Genomic DNA, 18,259 nt, shown 5'->3' on the forward strand with positions numbered 1-18,259 from the left:
TTATAAGTGTATAGCCTTATTTCTCCCCTTTTTAAAATCCAATATTTACCCCAGCTGTCCAGGTCGTTGGAATTGGATACCCCCAACCTACATTTTCAGGATCTACACCTGTAAAATTCTTTGACTTAACGGTAAATAGGTTCTGACCGGTCACATAGATCCTTAGCCGGCTCATACGCAGGCGCGAGGCTGTTGCTGTTGGCAAGGTATAGCCCAGAGACAGATTCCGGAGTTTCATATAAGATCCATTCTCGATAAAGTAATTTGACAGGCGGCCCTCGTCATTGTTGTTTGTCGTTTGTAAGGCCGGAATCGTCGACGTTGGATTTTGTGGTGTCCATGCATTCAGCAGCCGCAGGCCTTTATTGGAATTGACGTCATCAACGCTCCAGAAGTCTGTTTGTTTTTTCAGCCAGTTTTCGACATCTATCCCCTGTACCCCCTGAAAGTATGCCGATAGGTCAAACCCTTTATATTTCAGCACAATATTGAGACTATAGGAAAAATCAGGATGTGGACTACCGATCCAGGTACGGTCCATATCCGTAATCTGCTTGTCCGCATCATAGACGTTGACGTAACGTAAACGCCCTATCCCCTTACCGGTCTGATTGACGTGCGCATCCACTTCGTCCTGATTCTGAAAAATACCGTCGGTGACATAGCCATAGAATGATCCCAGCGGCCGGCCGATAATATTATCCCCCTGACGACCACCATAGGAGTTTTCTACCGCTTCGGGCAAATGTGTCACCTTGTTTTTATAGGTAGAGAACACAGCCATCACATCATAATCCAGTCCAAACGATGCTTTATTGCGATATCCGGCCGATAGGTCCAAACCTTTATTTTCCATGGAGGCACCATTCGCCCAACGGTAACCGCCCTCTCCGACCACACCGATATAGGCTGGATTGATCAACATATCTTTGGTTGCTTTGACATACCAGTCAATCGAACCATATAGACTTTGATTAAACAATGAAAAGTCCAAACCGATATTCGTCTGCGTTGTGGTTTCCCATTTCAGGTCATTGTTTTCTGTTTGGATTTTGCGATATCCCGACGGTAATTTTCCCGTTCCTGCGCCCGTGAGATCGTAGGCTGTACCATCCACGATGTTCCATGTGGGATCAGCAACACCATATTCGGGGACAAACAGCGCATAGGTAGCTAGATTACCTATCCCTTGGTTACCTGTCTGCCCCCATCCAACACGCAGCTTGAGGTCCGAAATATAGTTTTTTGTACTTGCCATAAAACGCTCGGACGAAATCCGCCACCCCGCTGTTACCGCCGGGAAAGTTGCAAAGCGGTTATTTTTACCGAAGCGGGAAGAGCCATCGTGTCGCACGGTGAAGGAAGCCAGATAGCGGTCATCATAGGAATAATTGGCCTTTCCAAAATAGGATAACAGCGAGAATCCCGTAGAGCCACCGCCTACTGCCGCTGTGCCCGTACTCACACCTGGCCACATATACTCAGGTGTCTCTATGGCAAAGGCGCCATCTCCGGCAGTATAGGCATTAAAATTGATATCATTCTGACGGTTCATTTCCATACCGGCTAGCACATCTAAGGTATGTTTATCAATCTCTTTCCGATAAGTCGCCGTATTGGACCAAGTCCACTTCATCCCATGGGACTGTTCCATATTAACCCCACTCCGGCTGCTATTCATAAATCCCGAACGATAGGATACTTCCAAATTACGTTTGTAAAAATTACTATAGTCCAAGCCGTAACTGGTGCGGACATGCAGACCTTTTATAAGCTGTAGATCGGCATAGGCATTTCCAAACAACCGCCAATAATTATATTTATTGTTCCGGTTGTCATAAAGTACACGCATGGGATTATGGCGGTCGTTCATCCCCAATGCTGGCCCACCCCATCCTATTCCATCTACTGTATGGACAGGAATAATGGGCAATGCTTTTAACGAAAGGTCAAGCACGTCGCCCGGTACCTGCACTTCACCGGTATTGTTTACCGTAAAATTCTCGCCCACCACCAAGCGTCCATCAAATAATTTATAATCGGCATTCATCCGGGCTGATATCCGTTGGAAATCCGTGTAACGGAGTGTCCCATTGTTGTGCAAATAACCTAAGGAGAAAAAGGAACTGGACTTTTCTGTACCGGAGCTTAATGTCGCATTGTAAGATTGTTGCAATCCCGGTTTTGAAACTTCCTTAAACCAATCGGTATCGGAAGCGTACATGGTATGTTCACGGTCGATATACTTGGAAACAAAAACAGTATTGAGCTGAGGTACGCCATTTGCGTCGTTATTCCATTCAAACTGATAACCAATATTATTTCCGTTGGGGTTTCCACCATTATTGATGGTGGCCTGCCACAATGCACGACCATATTGTTGGGCATCCAGCACTTTCATGCGATTATTAAAATGAGTACTGGTGGCATAGGCGTCTACTGTAAGTTTAGGGGCACCTATCTTTCCTTTTTTTGTCGTGATAACAATAACACCATTCGCTGCGCGTGAGCCATAGATACTCGCCGAAGAAGCGTCCTTTAAAACCTGAATACTTTCGATATCATTCGAATTGAGTTCATGCATTCCTCCCTGTGTGGGGGTTCCATCAATGACATACAAGGGATCCTGACTACTGTTGATGGAACTGATTCCGCGCATACGCACTGTTGCCGCTCCACTCGGACTACCATCCGAAGTTACTGTCATACCAGCTACCCTTCCTTGAAGCGCTTTCATCGGGTTATTTTCCGGAGCCTTCATCATCTCAGCAACATTAACAACACTCACTGCACCCGTCAAATCCTTCTTCCGTTCTGTTTGATATCCTGTAACAACCACTTCATCGAGCCCTTTTTCGGTAGGTGCAAGCTGAATATCGAGGAACTTTCTTCCTGCTACAGCAATCGCCTGGGAGGCATAGCCGACATAGCTTATTTCCAATGTACCCTGATTGCCCGAAGTCTGAAGGACAAATTCTCCCTTTTCATTTGTCTTGGTGGCTATTGTGGTTCCCTTCACCACTAAAGATGCCCCTACTATAGGTGCTGCTGTCCCACTATCCGTAATTCTTCCCCGGATTTCAGTCTGTTGCGCAAATGCGACAACAGAAAAAAGTGCCAAAGACGGGAGCAGCATTGCTTTCTGTCTTGTAAACATAATTGGTTATAAGTAAATGGTTAATGATTTAGATTGATTATTTGATTATGATAGCGGGTAGACTGCTTCGTAAAGAAGCAGTCTACTTACTGTTGCTTCTGAGCTCCATTGAAGATCGGATGCAACCATTGGAATCGATTGATGACTTCATCGTTATATTCAGGACAAGCCCCCCGGCTCTGTGTCACAAATCCACTTAAGGTGGCCGCAAATTCCAGTACTTCTTCCAGCTGAACACCTTCCTGCATCTGAAACCTTTTGGTCAGGAAAGCCGCCAAAAAAGAATCACCACTTCCGATGGTATCTTCTACCTGAACTTTCAAGGCGGGAAAATGATAACTGATATTGTCTTTTTTATAATGATATACCGCTCCATCTGCACCATAGGTTACAATTGCCTCCTGAACTGCAAAACGCTCCATGATCAAGTCTACACGCTGCTGATCGCTATAGGCATCCGTCGCGCCATTCCAGTCGGAAATAACATGCAGTTCCTCGGCATTCATTTTCACAAAATCAGCGTATCCCAACAGTTTATGTATTTTTTCCGGACCAAAATAAGGTGTACGCAGGTTGACATCCATCACCCGGAAGCGGGCTTTTTCCAGCAATAATAACAAGCTTTGAAAACTTACCTCATCCCGACAGGCCAGACTGCCATACACCAAAAAATCCACCGCCGCAACTGCGTCTAGAACAACATTATCCACCACTATTCTATCCCAAGCTACAGGATAAACGATATCGTAATGTACGTCGCGTTTTGCATCGATCGAAACCTCTACTGTTGAAGTTGGTAACAAGTCATCGTACTGGAAGAAATCGGTCGGGATACCCAGATCTTCACATACGTTGCGCAGCTCGTAACCATTATCGTCACGCCCTATGCGCGTTAGCATACGTGTCTTAACCCCCAATTTATTGAGGTGATAAGCCACATTCAAAGGCGCACCGCCTAATTTTTTACCTGTAGGAAGATTGTCCCAAAGAACCTCGCCAAAACAAATACCCTGTATTGATTTATCTCCGTTTTTCATATTTTCTCCTTTTTATACAAAGCTTCCGCCGAGCGCCAAAAACCAAGTAACAAATTGATTATTATATTTCCCTTTAAATTCAATGTTGACAATAGATACACACAACATGCTATCACATTGTCATTGATTAAATAACTTTCGATAGGCGTCAGTCGCGTCATAGCTACTCCGACACCCATTGGTGTAGTCTAGCTAAAGACTAATGTAAATTGATGGTATGCCCAAGATCTTCCAATGATTTCCCTTTTGTCTCCGGCATAAACTTGAGTACATAAACAAGCTGTAGCACCATAAATAGGGCAAAGATCAAAAAGGTACCACCGCCGCCGAGCATTTCCGTCAAGGCGGGGAAACAAAAAGTGATAATCGCCGCCATCACCCAATGCGTCAAGCTCCCAAATGTCTGCCCTTTGGCACGTACGTCGTTCGGAAAAATTTCCGAAATAAACACCCAAATCACTGCACCTTGCGAGAATGCGAAAAAGGCAATGAAACTCATTAGATAGATTGTGATTGCAAAACCCGTCGTTTGGTTGGTATAAAAAGCATGGGAAACGAGTGCCAATGAAACAATCAGCCCGATCGAGCCCACCAACATTAATTTTCTTCTGCCCACCTTATCGATGAAATTGATCGCCAACAACGTAAAAATAAAATTGACAACCCCTATACCTACTGTCGAAAGCAATGAACTCTGCGAGCCCAGGCCAGCCATTTCAAATACGCGGGGCGCATAATATATAATCGCGTTGATACCTGAAACTTGATTGAACAGCGCAAAACAAAAGGCCAATAAAATAGGTTTGGCATTTTCGCGAACGAAGAGTTTGCCTTCTCCTGTGGAATTGTTTTTGGACTCCTGAATTTTTGAAATCTCCAGCTCGTAACCATCCGAATTAATTTTTTTCATAATTCGTTTTGCCTCGGCCAAATTCCCCCTGTGCAGCAGCAACCATCTCGGACTTTCCGGGATGAGGAAGATCAAACAGAAGAATAACAACGACGGAAAGCACTGTACCCCCAGCATCCAGCGCCAGGACTCTTCGCCAACCTGACCGATAAAATAATTGGACAAATAGGCTATCAAAATACCTAATACAACGTTGAATTGAAAAAGCCCTACCAACTTACCCCGAGATGCTGCCGGGGAGATTTCTGATATATAGATTGGTGCCGTTACCGAAGAGACGCCAACTCCTATGCCACCCAAAAAGCGGAATAAAATAAATATCGTCCAGTCATTCGCCAGTGCACTACCAATCGCTGAAATAAAGTAAAGGGCTGCAACAGCAAATAAGGTATTTTTACGGCCTAATTTATCGGAAGGCAGTGCACCTAATGCTGCGCCGACAACTGTCCCTATCAAGGCGATGGCCATTGTCAGTCCATGCTGAAACTCACTTAAATGCCAGTGCTCCTGAACGGCCTTTTCTGCTCCCGAAATAACCGCTGTATCAAATCCAAATAAAAATCCGCCTAAAGCCACTACAAAGGACCAAGCTAATACCGTGTTTTTGTTCATGTGATGATCTATAATTGATTAATCCAAATTTAACACGTGCTTCATCTTAACTTAAATTTGGACTTCGCAAAAACATTTATTTATGTAACATTTTTCAAAAAACACTAAAACACTAAAAATCTAACACTTACACTCACTTCACTTTTCAAAACTTTCACTTTTTAAACAGAAAATTTAGAAAATGATACATTTTTGAAGGCTTCTATTTAAGTGTAAAATATACACTAACACGACCACTGTTACCCCAAAAAATCTAAATAATGTATATTCGGATATTTAAGGGGAAAAAATCATGGGAAAATATTTCATTTTTAGTGGCATATTGACCTTGCTTCTTTTTTGCGGATGTCAACCAATGGTCCGGAAGAAAAAGCAGGTCATCGCTTTTTCGCAGTGTATCGGAAACGATGCCTGGCGACAAACGATGCTCGAGGAAATGAAAAGGGAACTTTCCTTCAATCCCGATATTGACTTTCTTTATCGCGACGCACATGGCGACAATAATGTACAGATCAATCAAATTCGCGAATTAGTCAAACAGGATATCGATCTTCTGATTGTATCCCCAAATGAGGCCGAGCCACTCACGCCAATTGTAGATTCTGTATTCCAACGCAATATACCTGTCATCGTAACAGACCGTAAGACGTCCTCCGGCCAATACAATGCTTATGTGGGCGCCGACAATCTCGCCATCGGGAAACTGGCCGGTCAATATAGCAGCACGATTTTGCAAGGAAAGGGTTCGTTCGGATTAGTCACAGGGCTATCGGGCACCTCGGCTTCAATAGAGCGTGAAAAAGGCTTTATGCAGCAAATTGGATATGCCACAGCGGTTCGGGTGAGCGGCGTCATTCACGGCGGCTGGGAGAAAAATAAAGCCTATCTGGAAATGCGTAAGCATATAAACGTCATGAGCCAGAGTGATATCATCTTTACATTCAATGATCAGATGGCCATGGGGGTAAAAAAAGCATTGGACGAAGCCCAGATCAAAAAGGACATTAAGATAATTGGTGTTGATGCTCTTCCTGGTCCCGGAAATGGCCTTGAACAGATCATACAGGGCAAAATGTTTGCTTCCATACTCTATCCCACTGGCGGGGCCGAAGCCATTCGAACGGCCTTGGCTATCATCAACCACCAAAACTATCGCCGCGAGAATATACTCGCAACCTCTGTCATCGATAAAACCAACGCGGAGTTGCTTGCCCTGCAGTCGGATAAAATAAAACAACAGCAGCTCGATATTGACAAAAGACAGGAGTTCATTACGGAACAGAATAAGATTTACCAAAGCCAAAAGTCCGTTCTTAATGTATTGGTCGTTAGTTTGGTGCTAGCTGTTGTCTTTGGGGGAATTTCTATTATCGTGATCAGGAGCAACTGGGAAAAGAACAAACACCTGGAAATCCAGAATAGCGAGATTCTTGCGCAACAAAAACAGATCGTCGAAATGAACAGTCAAATTCAGCAAGCGGCAGAAATCAAAAATAATTTCTTCACCAATATCTCGCATGAATTTAAAACCCCGCTGACCCTTATCATCGCGCCTATCGAGGACCTTGAATTACGAAAAGATCTTAGCGAAGAGGTCAGAGAACAGTTGTCGCGCATCAAACGGAATGCAAAAAAACTACAACGTTTGGTCAGCGACCTCATTGATATCCATCGCATCAGTAAATCGAAGATTAAGCTACATGCGGCCATCGTTTACATTGACCCATTTATTCAGCAGGTAATAGGTAGTTTCAAACCCTTGTTTAAGAAAAACAGGATCTCCGTCAGTTATGTCAACAAAACAAGCTTGAAAGAGGTTTGGATGGACGAATACCTCATGGAACAGGTCTTATCCAATTTATTGTCCAACGCGATCAAACATACGGCGACAAGTGGCAGAATTGAAATTATATTGGAAGAAAACAATTTCAAAGACTATTTCTATCTACGTGTATTGGATAATGGCCTGGGGATTGCCCCAAGTGATATTGAGCATATTTTTGATCCTTTTTATCAGGGCGCCAGTAGTCGTAATGGCTCCGGAATCGGCCTCGCCTACACCAAACAGATCATCGAACTGCATCATGGCCAAATCACTGTGAGTAGCAAACCCGGTCATGGGTCGATATTCACCCTACGTATGCCAATTGGAAATAGTCACTACGAGCCTGCTGAACTGGCCGATTTCGACAAGGGAGAAAAACCGCTGTTTCAACAAGACGACCTATTGGAGGCAACACGAAAGGTTGTAGACAACAGTCTTTCTTTTCGATCCAACAAATCAAAAAGTATCATGGTCGTCGAAGATAATGATGAAATCAGAGATTATCTCCGCTCCCTCTTAGAAAGGGATTACAATCTTTTCCTAGCAAAAGATGTGCAACAAGCCAATGGAATGTTGAAGACACATTTTCCAGATCTAGTCATTACGGATATTATGCTTCCTGATGGTAGCGGTCTGGATATTCTAAAGGACATCAAAGCATTTTATCAGACCGCACATATTCCCGTCATCTTACTGAGTGCGCTCGCCAATGAAGATACGATGCTCGAAGGAAGTAAATTGATGGCCGATGACTATATTACTAAGCCATTCAACGCCGAATTACTGCGGACACGCATTTCAAACATCCTACAGTCACGCCATCAGCTTAAAGAAAAATACAGCAGCAATGTGGAACAGTTTGATAGCGCTCAAGCTGAACAGGTCAATGATAACGATAGACGTTTTCTGAACAATTTCTCAGCGATTGTCGAATCCAAATTATCAGACCCGCGATTGAGTGTCGATGGCATTGCCAACGAGCTTCATCTCTCCCGCGTGCAGCTCTACCGTAAAGTCAAACAGTTACTTGACTGCAGCGTCAATGATTACATTATCGAGCGAAGATTAAAGAAAGCCAAAAGCCTTATGGCTGAAGGACTAAACATCAACGAAATATTTAGCAGTGTCGGTTTTTCCTCAGCATCCTATTTCGCTTCGGCCTTTAAAAAGAAATATGGCCAGTCCCCAAGTACTTATAAAAAAGAACTTGACAAAAAATAGCCGATCAGGTGTGCATACAAATTAAAACTGTCCTTTCCGCTTGAATAAGTAAAAACTGATCAATAGAAATATGACGAGCATCAGTAAGTTGCTGTAGTCTAGCCGTGCAAAGGAATCATTCTCAGATAAGATATTCATTACCGCATTATAGGCACCTGTATAAGGGATAAAATCCGAAAAACTTTTCTGTGCGACAAGCACGGAAAAGACCAACATAAACATGCCTACTCCAATTGGGTAGATAAAGCTTCTGAACAATAGGCTCAGGGCAAGCTGAATCATGGCGATAGCCGATAGCGTAATAAAAAGTTTCAAAAACGTATAAAAGATTACGACCCTAAAATCATAATTCTGAAACCCCAGTACGGGGTAAATCAGGCTGAGCAGATAACCACTGATCAGAAATGCAGCGTAAGCAAAGAGTATTGAAAACAGTAAGGTCAGCAGGATAAAGACGGCTTTGGAAAAGAAAATATTCGATTTACTGATGGGTAGGGTAAAGAGTATTTTATAATTGTTATTCTTATACTCGACATCACAACAGGCATAGACGAACAGAGCGACAAGGATGGGATAGAGCAGGTAAAAAAACTGAAAAACATATCGGCCAAGCAGAAGTTTCCAAGGGTTAGGAACCGCCACTGCCCCTCCTGAATCTATAACATCATAAATAATATAACCGGCAATCGCAAAAACGAGCACCATAGGGACGATTAGTACCCCAAAAATCTCCCTATTGCGTAGGAGTTTGTACTTTTCCGACAAGAAAGCGGTATAGCATGTATTAGCCATTTACACGAGCGATTAGGTTTATAAAAATTTGTTCAAGATCAGCACTACGGGATTCCAATCCATAAATATCAATCTGCTTTTCGACCAAAGATTTGATCATAAGACCAAATTGCAGATCATCGCCGATAGTGACGGCAACGCTTTCTCCATCGATTTTAACACCAGAAAACCCGCTATTTCGCAAAACCGAAGCCGTTGCTTCGGGGCTGGCTGTACGTAGGTACACCTCTCGGTCAACCTGTCCCAGCAACTCCTGTTTGGTTCCCTGGAAAATCATTTTCCCCCCTTCAATGATACCAATATGTGTCGCTATTTTTTCAAGCTCACTCAAAATATGACTCGAAAGAAAGATCGTTTTTCCCTGTTCGTTGAGATGACAAAACAAATTGCGCATTTCGACAATTCCCTGTGGATCGAGACCATTTAATGGTTCGTCCAGGATAAGCAATTGCGGATCATGAAAAATCGCCATCGCTATTCCCAGCCGCTGTTTCATCCCCATGGACAGGGCACTGGCTTTTTTCTTCTTTTCCCGATGAAGATCTACCATTTCCAATACTTCATCAATGCGTTTGTTGCCTTTTTTGTGAATGATATCCAAGTACTTTAAATTTTCAAAAACGGTCAATTTCGTATAATAGCATGGGGCCTCAATCAAGTTCCCAACATTGGCATAAACACCTGTGGGATGTGCCTTTAGACTATTTCCCTGAATAAAAATCGTATCTGCCTGATCCTCCAAAAGACCTAAAAGCAATTTGATTGTTGTGGATTTTCCCGCCCCATTTCGGCCGAGATATCCATAAATACTCCTGTCTGGGACTTGTAGGCTAATATTATCCAAGATTGTTTTTGCGCCTATTTTAAAGCTAAGTTGTTGTGTTAAGATACTTTCCATGCTGTTAGCGGTAAATTGGATCTTTATTGATATCGATATAGAAAATGCCATCGATAAACTCGTGCCATTTTCTTTCTTCATCAATCCCCTGATTAATGACTGAACTAAAACGCTGTTTTAACATGCTATTGTTGGGCAACTGACGAAGATCCAAAAAGAAATAGGGTGATTTAGTGGCATGAAATACATTTTCCACGGCCAACTTACCCACTCTATCGACAACACGGCCAGTTTTATCGTATCGTCCATAGGAAGTAAAATCCAGGCTATACGCTTGAGCGCCGTATTTACGTTTTAGATAAGTCCCGAGGGGCCGATAATCTTTATTGTATGGCGCAGAAAAGCTATGGATATTGGCACACCAGACGATAATCTTTTTGCCGGCGTAAAGCGAATCGATCTGATAGGTTAGATTTTCCGCCATCAGTGAATCTCTAAAATGCATGCTCTGCATCGACCCAGTTTTATAGCGCCAAGATTTGTCAAAGTTGTTTTTCATATCAGACAGATATCGGCTATAGATCAGATGCTCCGAGTCTTTTATCCCGCTGCGGATCCTACGGTTCAACTCATCCAGTTCTGCCAGGAACTGTTTTTTTTCGTTCGCATTGAGCCGTTTACTGGCAAAAGGTTCATAAGTTAGATACTCCAGCCTGTTGCTATTTTTTTTCAATAACGGATATTTGGTCGAATCTATCCCATTTTTAAGCAGAAAATCTTCCAATAATTTTGTTCGTTTATTTGATAATCCGCTGCCTGAAAATTGGATATCAAATCCGCCGAGGATCATTGGACGATCTGTTGATTTTGTTTTTTTATAATACGTTAAGAGGGGCTGATTTTCCTGATTTTGCCACCAGAAGTCAAATAGTCCGGTACCACCGATCGCTTTTTCCTGCGACTTATCCATCAGGGTGTCCATCTGTGCATTCATCATCCACATATCATACTGCCCTGCCTCATATAAAACAACATCATAATCCAGATGTTCGTGGAGATAACGGATGATCCTGGCTTTCGCTTTAAAAGTTTCGCCATCATTGTGCATCATTTCGCCCAACATCAGGATTCTGTTGTTTTTTAGCATAGTATCAAAAAAACTTAAATCCGAAAAATTACTATCGGTCATTAAGATACTTTTGACGTCTTGTTTATGACGATTTACTTCGGTTAATACTATCGTAGCGTTGGCTACGGGCATATCATCATAAACAAGTTTATTAAACGATAGGATTAGGACAATCGTTACCGCAAGTGCGCATAGAACACTTCTCATTTATCTTAGTTTATATAATTCATAATTGATCTATCTACTGCGTATCACACTAAAGTAGGATATATTTTAATATAAGATGATCATTTTTTCTTTTTCCACAAAAAATTACACAAAAAAATTAGAAATATAACATGACAATAAAAAGGCGGTTAAGTGAGTATATCACTTAACCGCCTTGCTTGCTTGCTTGCTTCGTAAAAAATATAGCAGGAGAAAATTAATATCCTACATTTTGTTTCAACGTTCCTTTACTATTGTCGATCACAGCTTGTGGAATTGGCCACAATTCATTTTTTCCAGCTTTGAACGATCTATTTTCAGAGAAAAAACGATCAGTTAACGAAGTATAAGTTACCTTGCCTGTTTTAGGGTCCACCGTACCTTTGGACAGCGCGCCATTTACAGGACCGTTCATTACGTCTTTGGCTATTCCCCAACGAATAATATCAAAGCGACGGCGTCCTTCTCCTGCGAATTCTACACGGAGCTCACGACGTACCAATTCACGCAATTTGCTCTGGCCACTGTATACGGATTTGTCTACTTTTGGCATCTTAGCGCGCTGGCGAACTAGATCGATATTATCATATACAGTATTATCGATAATCCCCAATTCAATCTTTGATTCCGCATTTAACAAAAGCATTTCGGCATAACGCATCACAATAATGTTGGTACCTACGTTCCAAATGTTATCATAACTGCTCGGATTTTGGATATATTTTTTATAGTTGTAAGCTGTGCTAGATGCATTATCTGGACCAGATGGATAATCTTCCGATTTCGGATTTAATGGATCGAAATATTTACCGTTGTACAGTGCTCCTGGGTAAACAATTGTTGCGCCCAGGCGTGGGTCTCTTTTTTCATATGGACTGGCAGGGTCATAAGATTTCGACTCGCCAATAGTCTGCCCATCAGCAGTTTCGTAAGCATCTACCAGACTCTGTGTTGGTACAATAGAACCCCATCCCCCCATCGAATTGGGCAACATAATACCAAGCAAAGTATAACCTTGATTATTAGCCACATACTCGATATTCATCATGACCTCACTGTTATTTTCATTTGCCTCTTCAAACAGGGTCGCATAATCATCGAATAATTTATAATTAGCCGAAGAAATGATCTCCTGTGTTGTATTGATGACATCCTGATATTTCTTTTCAAAAGCATAACAACGGGCCAATAAACCAAGGGCAGCACCTTTAGACATCCGCATTCCTCCTGTTGCATAAGACAAATCTGCAGCCGCTTCTTTCAATTCTTTTTCCACAAATTCCAATACTTCTTTTTGCGTACTTGCAGGAACAAAAGATTCTTCAGGCTTTAAGGTTTTAGTAATAATTGGTACACCGCCAAATAAGGTTGCCATATCAAAATATTTATACGCTCGAATAACACGTACCTCTGCAATTAGTCGCTTTCTCTTTTCGGTTGCCAAAGGAGCTTTATCAATGTTTTCCAAAATATAATTGGCACGACGGATATGCTCGTACGTATAGCGTGCCTCTGCATTTCCAGAGTTTGTCGGTGTTGCCGTGCCATTTCCTAAAGCCTGGAATCCTTCCCAAGGGAAATCACTATTGGAGTTATCCGAAGTACAGTCCATGTAAAAGATCTGTGTACCGTCCTCCCAAGCAGACCCTTCGGCCAATTTTCCGTCACTTCCGCGCGTACCACTGTAAAGTCCAGCCACAACAAAGTCAGCCTCCGCCTCAGTCTTCCAAAAATTATCGGCATTATAAGCATCCAACGGTTCCTGATCGAGTTTTTGACAAGAGAACAATAAGGTGGCTACGCTCAATGCGATCGTTATATTTCTAAGTTTCATGATTTTCAATTAAAAGTTTACGTTAAGACCAAACACATTTGTTTTCACCTGTGGGTAGTAATTACCTCTAGAATCCGCTGGCGCCTCCGGATCAAATCCTTTAGCAAAACCGGTAAAAGTCAAGAGATTTTGGCCACTATAGTATATTTTGGCTCCCTTAATACCGATTCTATCCGTAAACGTTTTTGGTAAGGTATAACCGAAGGTGATATTCTTCAAGCGGACATAACTTGCATTCTGGATCCAAAAATCGGAAGGAGTGCCTGAAGGACTATTTTGTGACCAACTGGTCAATGCCCTCGGCATAGATCCGTTTGGATTGGTCTCTGCATTGAAACGATCTGCAAAAATGGTTGTCGGTTTATCCGATCCCGAGATCCCGCCAATGGCTTCACCCCAAAGATAGCCCTGTACTTTAGCCGCACCTTGGAAGAATAGGCTCAGATCAAAGTTTTTATAACTCATATTGGAGGTCAGACCAAAGATAAATTTTGGATCGGGCGAACCTAGATATACACGGTCATTTCCATCTATTTTTTTATCGCCATTCTGATCTTTATAGATAATATCACCAGCACCTACAGTTCCGTTTACACCTTGAATGCCACTGTTTTTATATTCTTCGTCCGAACGATAGATTCCTGCTGTTTCGTAGCCATAAAACGAACGGATTGGTCGGCCCTGCTCATAGATATAAAAAGTTCCATTGACCTGAGGTTCATCGCTAGCCCATTTTTTGATCTGGTTGTTGATATAAGAACCATTTGCGGCAATACTATATTTGAAATCTCCGATGCTATTTTGATAGTTTACTTGTAGCTCTACCCCATTATTTTGAACCTTTCCAGCATTTTTAAAAGGGGCAGGTAAACCATATAGGTTTGAAACGGGCAATTTCAACAAGACGCCATCCGTTCTTCGGTCAAAATATTCAAATACAAAGCCTAAATTATTTTTGAAATTTAAATCAAGACCAATATTCGTACTGGTTGTTGCTTCCCATCGTAAAAGTGGATTTCCCGCGTCAACAATTGCCCCTCCGGAACTAATTTTAGTCCCCTCGAAAGGATAATTATAACCGGGTGTAATTGTAAATAGGCCTGGATAATAAGCGTCGGAAGAAGGATATGAATTGTCTGATGTTGCCGCTAATTGTTGGTTTCCTAGTTTACCCCAACCGCCTCTTAATTTCAATTCTGAGATTACATCGGACAAAGAAGATTCTTTAAAGAAATCTTCCTGAGAAATACGCCAGCCGGCTGAGAACGACGGGAATGTACTCCAACGATTGCTTCCCAAGAATCGCGATGTCCCATCACGTCTCACATTGGCTTCCAAAAGGTACCTATCCGCAAATGCATAATTGATACGGCCAAAGAAAGAGCGTAAAATTAGCTTTTTTGCGCCTCCGTCGACTTTCATTCCATCTTTACTGCCCAAATTTAATTCCGGAAAGTCATGATTCAAGAAACCTTGTGCATAAGCACTGGAGTAATCTGCACGGAATGTTTCATCCATAAAACCACCTAAAACATTGATCTGATGGTTACCAATCTTTTTGTCATAGGTCAACAAGGTTTGAAAAGTCAATCGTTCGGATTGGAAGTTATAAACAGTCAAATTATTCACCCCTTGCTTAGGTCCCAAATCACCATTTGGCGCGTAGTATTGGATGTCTTTGACAAATTTGGAAGACATATTGTCGATCGGTTGAAAGCCTACAACCTGCTTGATCTTCAGTCCATCCATAATCTGAAATTCACCGGAGAAATTGACCTGAGTATGTTTATAGGTCATATTATCCTTGGCTTCGAGATCCATCCAAGCAATTGGGTTACCATCGCTACCACGACCATATACACCATTACTGTATTTATAAGGAATAAAACTAGGAATACGGTTTACCTGTCTAAAGATCTGCGCCATATCACCGGTATAAGGGTTTACGGGTTCGGTGATGCGTTGGTAATTATATGCCAGTCCTAAATCAAATCGAAGTCTTGAAGATACTTTTGCACCAACATTTGTGCGTAAATTATAACGGTCAGAGCTCGCTACCTTGATAACGCCTTTTTGTCCTAAGTAGCCTCCCGAAGCCATATATTGCACATCTTCTGTTCCACCTGTGACCTGCAAATTATGTGATTGTTGAAAGCCCGATCCCTTGTAGAGCAGTCCTAACCAATCCGTATTGGGATGACCGTCCGGATCAGATCCATTTTTGAAAAGTTCAAGATCCTGCTGGGAAAAACGCTGTGTCTTCCCTTCATTTTTAAGGGCCTCATTTAAGATAACAGCATGGTCATAAGAGTTCATATACTCCGGTAGACGTGTTGGATCCTGAATACCGGCATAGCCTGTATAATTCAATTGCGGCTTGCCACTACCGCCCTTTTTGGTCGTAATCAAGATAACCCCGTTTGCAGCCTTAGAGCCATAAATTGCTGCACTAGGTCCGTCTTTCAATACCGAAACACTTTCAATATCGTTGGGGTTGATATTATTCATCGAGCTTTCTATTCCATCGACAATAACAAGTGGATTCGCATTATTGATGGTACCCAGCCCACGAATACGGATCGTACCGTTGTCTTTACCAGGCTGTCCTGAATTTTGGGTAATCGTTACACCCGAAAATTTACCCTGGATCGCAGAAGATACATTGGTAACCGGACGATCCTGTAGATCTTTTGACGTGATCGCTTGTACCGCACCGGTTAAATTTACCTTCTTTTGTTTAGCAAATCCCACAACGACCACTTCCTCCAAAGCCTCATTATTACTTTCCAGCTGAATTGATAGGGTCGTTCCTGTAACTGTCACTTCTTTGGTTTTGTAGCCAACGCTACTAACAAGCAAAATATCACCCGCTTTAGCTCGAATTGCAAATGTTCCCTTTGCATCTGTAGATGTGGATACCGATGTCCCTTTGACCGAAACAGTCGCAGCCGCAAGAGGACCATCTTCTGCAGTTACTTTCCCGGTAACTTGGTTCTGAGTGGCCTCGTTTGCTGTATGTTTAAATGCAATCGGCATTTCTGCGGCCCACAAATTTTGCGAAGACGCAACAAGAAGAGCAATAGCAAGCAGGCTTACCTTTTGGTTACTTGTAAATTTTGAAATCATAATTAAATAGTTAGTAAAATTGAGTCTGTCAGTTTAGTATTAGATTGACTGGTTCAGCCCATTAAATTAGAGGGATATTTTATGGGAACAAAACAACGGTGTCACGAAATCGATTGCGCAAATAACGCAATCGATTGACTTTTATTTATTGAAATTCACTTTGTCACTTTTTTAGTATAAAAAACAATGCAACCGGCTGCATCCAAGCTGAAACGCTGTTGTTATATTAAAAACAAATACTTATATGTTCCATTAATACTTTATTAATGGACTATTAATTGGGTTAATCGATATTTAGTGGCATAACTTAATTATAAATCGATATGATAGCTAAAACGCTCAAATTCCATCTTCTTGGCATCTGTCTACTTTTTTCGGTAGGCTTACTATTCGCACAAAAACAATACGACTCGTATAGCGGCCTTGTTATGGCCGGCTACCAAGGCTGGTTCAATAGTCCTACGGATGGTGCAGACCGCGGATGGTACCATTACCGTGGAAAAAACGGATTCCAACCCGGTTCTACAAATATCGATTTTTGGCCCGACGTCAGCGCCTATCAAATAACCTATGACAGTCCTTTTATGACAAAAGATGGAAAGCCCGCTAAACTCTATAGCGCACATGACTATTCTTCCGTCAACCTTCATTTTAAATGGATGCAACAATACGGAATCGATGGTGTATTTATGCAACGATTCGTGGGTGAGATCGCTAACCCCAGTGGTCGCAACCACTTCAACACAGTGTTGACTTCGGCTATTCGTTCAGCCAATGAATTTGACCGCGCAATCTGCGTGATGTACGACCTTAGTGGCATTAAAGATGGTGACGACAAAATCTTAATGGACGATGTAGCCGCCCTTGAAAAAGAATGGAACCTCAAAAAGCGTGATCGCGCCAAAACCTATCTTTTTCATCATGGCAAACCACTGATTGCCGTTTGGGGTATCGGATTTAACGACGGTCGCAAATATAATCTCAAAACAGCCGAACGTATTGTCAATTACCTCAAACAAAACGGCTATAGCGTGCTTCTTGGCGTACCGACTTATTGGCGTGAATTACGCCAGGATACTGAATCCGATCCATTTTTGCATGAACTCATCAAAAAATCAGATATCATTATGCCTTGGTTTGTTGGTCGATATAATCAGGCCGGATTCGATCAGTTCAAATCCCTGATCAAAGATGATATGGACTGGTGCAAACAACATCAAATCGATTATGCTCCACTTTGCTTCCCTGGATTCTCCTGGACTAACATGACTGGGAGTTCACGTGCCTTCGTCCCTCGTGATTCCGGAAATTTCTTATGGAAACAATTACAGTATAACCTTTCAATTGGTGCCCAAATGCTCTACATCGCCATGTTTGATGAAGTCGATGAAGGTACCGCCATATTCAAGACACTGCATCAAAAAGATGTCCCACTTAATGGAACAGGCTCATTTGTCGGTATTGAAGATAATCTTCCAAATGATCATTATCTTTGGTTAACCGGACAGGCAAGCAAATACCTAAAAACCAAAACCTCAGTCCCCGTAAAACAACCAAAAAGAAACTAAAAG

Annotated in this window: 10 protein-coding genes; 2 read left to right on the forward strand and 8 right to left on the reverse strand. The window is 42.2% G+C overall.

The window, feature by feature from the left end; genetic code table 11:
* Positions 1 to 31: 31 nt before the first annotated feature.
* The 3 genes from A9970_RS12090 to A9970_RS12100 all read right to left on the reverse strand — a co-directional run bounded on the left by A9970_RS12090 (position 32) and on the right by A9970_RS12100 (position 5,716).
* Entirely contained in the window at positions 32 to 3,157 is a 3,126-nt protein-coding gene (locus A9970_RS12090) for a TonB-dependent receptor (RefSeq protein ID WP_182982440.1), read from the reverse strand.
* Between the two features lie 86 nt (positions 3,158 to 3,243).
* Positions 3,244 to 4,194 (reverse strand): carbohydrate kinase, encoded by a 951-nt coding sequence (locus A9970_RS12095; protein WP_182982441.1) that lies wholly within the window; start codon positions 4,192 to 4,194, stop codon positions 3,244 to 3,246.
* A 199-nt stretch (positions 4,195 to 4,393) separates the two neighbouring features.
* Positions 4,394 to 5,716: a sugar porter family MFS transporter gene (locus A9970_RS12100; RefSeq protein ID WP_120336598.1), complete on the reverse strand. Its 1,323-nt coding sequence runs from the start codon at positions 5,714 to 5,716 to the stop codon at positions 4,394 to 4,396.
* A gap of 292 nt (positions 5,717 to 6,008) precedes the next feature.
* On the opposite strand from A9970_RS12100, the gene A9970_RS12105 reads away from it, so the two are divergent.
* A complete protein-coding gene (locus A9970_RS12105; RefSeq protein WP_182982442.1) occupies positions 6,009 to 8,762 on the forward strand; it encodes a substrate-binding domain-containing protein in 2,754 nt (917 codons plus the stop codon).
* A gap of 21 nt (positions 8,763 to 8,783) precedes the next feature.
* Here A9970_RS12105 and A9970_RS12110 read toward each other — a convergent pair whose 3' ends face one another.
* The 5 genes from A9970_RS12110 to A9970_RS12130 all read right to left on the reverse strand — a co-directional run bounded on the left by A9970_RS12110 (position 8,784) and on the right by A9970_RS12130 (position 16,688).
* On the reverse strand, positions 8,784 to 9,554 hold the full coding sequence (locus A9970_RS12110; RefSeq protein WP_182982443.1) for an ABC transporter permease: 771 nt from the start codon (positions 9,552 to 9,554) through the stop codon (positions 8,784 to 8,786).
* Positions 9,547 to 10,452 carry an ABC transporter ATP-binding protein gene (locus A9970_RS12115; RefSeq protein WP_182982444.1) on the reverse strand — a complete coding sequence of 302 codons (906 nt, stop codon included), beginning with the start codon at positions 10,450 to 10,452 and terminating at the stop codon, positions 9,547 to 9,549. Before A9970_RS12115 ends, A9970_RS12110 begins: the two co-directional genes overlap by 8 nt.
* A 4-nt stretch (positions 10,453 to 10,456) precedes the next feature.
* Positions 10,457 to 11,728 carry an erythromycin esterase family protein gene (locus A9970_RS12120; protein WP_182982445.1) on the reverse strand — a complete coding sequence of 424 codons (1,272 nt, stop codon included), beginning with the start codon at positions 11,726 to 11,728 and terminating at the stop codon, positions 10,457 to 10,459.
* Between the two features lie 217 nt (positions 11,729 to 11,945).
* The gene (locus tag A9970_RS12125) at positions 11,946 to 13,562 is read right to left on the reverse strand and encodes a RagB/SusD family nutrient uptake outer membrane protein (RefSeq protein ID WP_182982446.1); all 1,617 of its coding nucleotides are present in this window, start codon (positions 13,560 to 13,562) and stop codon (positions 11,946 to 11,948) included.
* Between the two features lie 9 nt (positions 13,563 to 13,571).
* The gene (locus tag A9970_RS12130) at positions 13,572 to 16,688 is read right to left on the reverse strand and encodes a TonB-dependent receptor (protein WP_182982447.1); all 3,117 of its coding nucleotides are present in this window, start codon (positions 16,686 to 16,688) and stop codon (positions 13,572 to 13,574) included.
* 323 nt (positions 16,689 to 17,011) lie between these two features.
* Here A9970_RS12130 and A9970_RS12135 point away from each other — a divergent pair, with 323 nt between their 5' ends.
* Positions 17,012 to 18,256: a glycoside hydrolase family 71/99-like protein gene (locus tag A9970_RS12135; RefSeq protein ID WP_182982448.1), complete on the forward strand. Its 1,245-nt coding sequence runs from the start codon at positions 17,012 to 17,014 to the stop codon at positions 18,254 to 18,256.
* The last annotated feature ends 3 nt before the right edge of the window (positions 18,257 to 18,259 follow it).

Origin of the sequence: Sphingobacterium sp. UME9 (genome assembly GCF_014170215.1) — a bacterium.
Classification (GTDB): domain Bacteria; phylum Bacteroidota; class Bacteroidia; order Sphingobacteriales; family Sphingobacteriaceae; genus Sphingobacterium; species Sphingobacterium paramultivorum.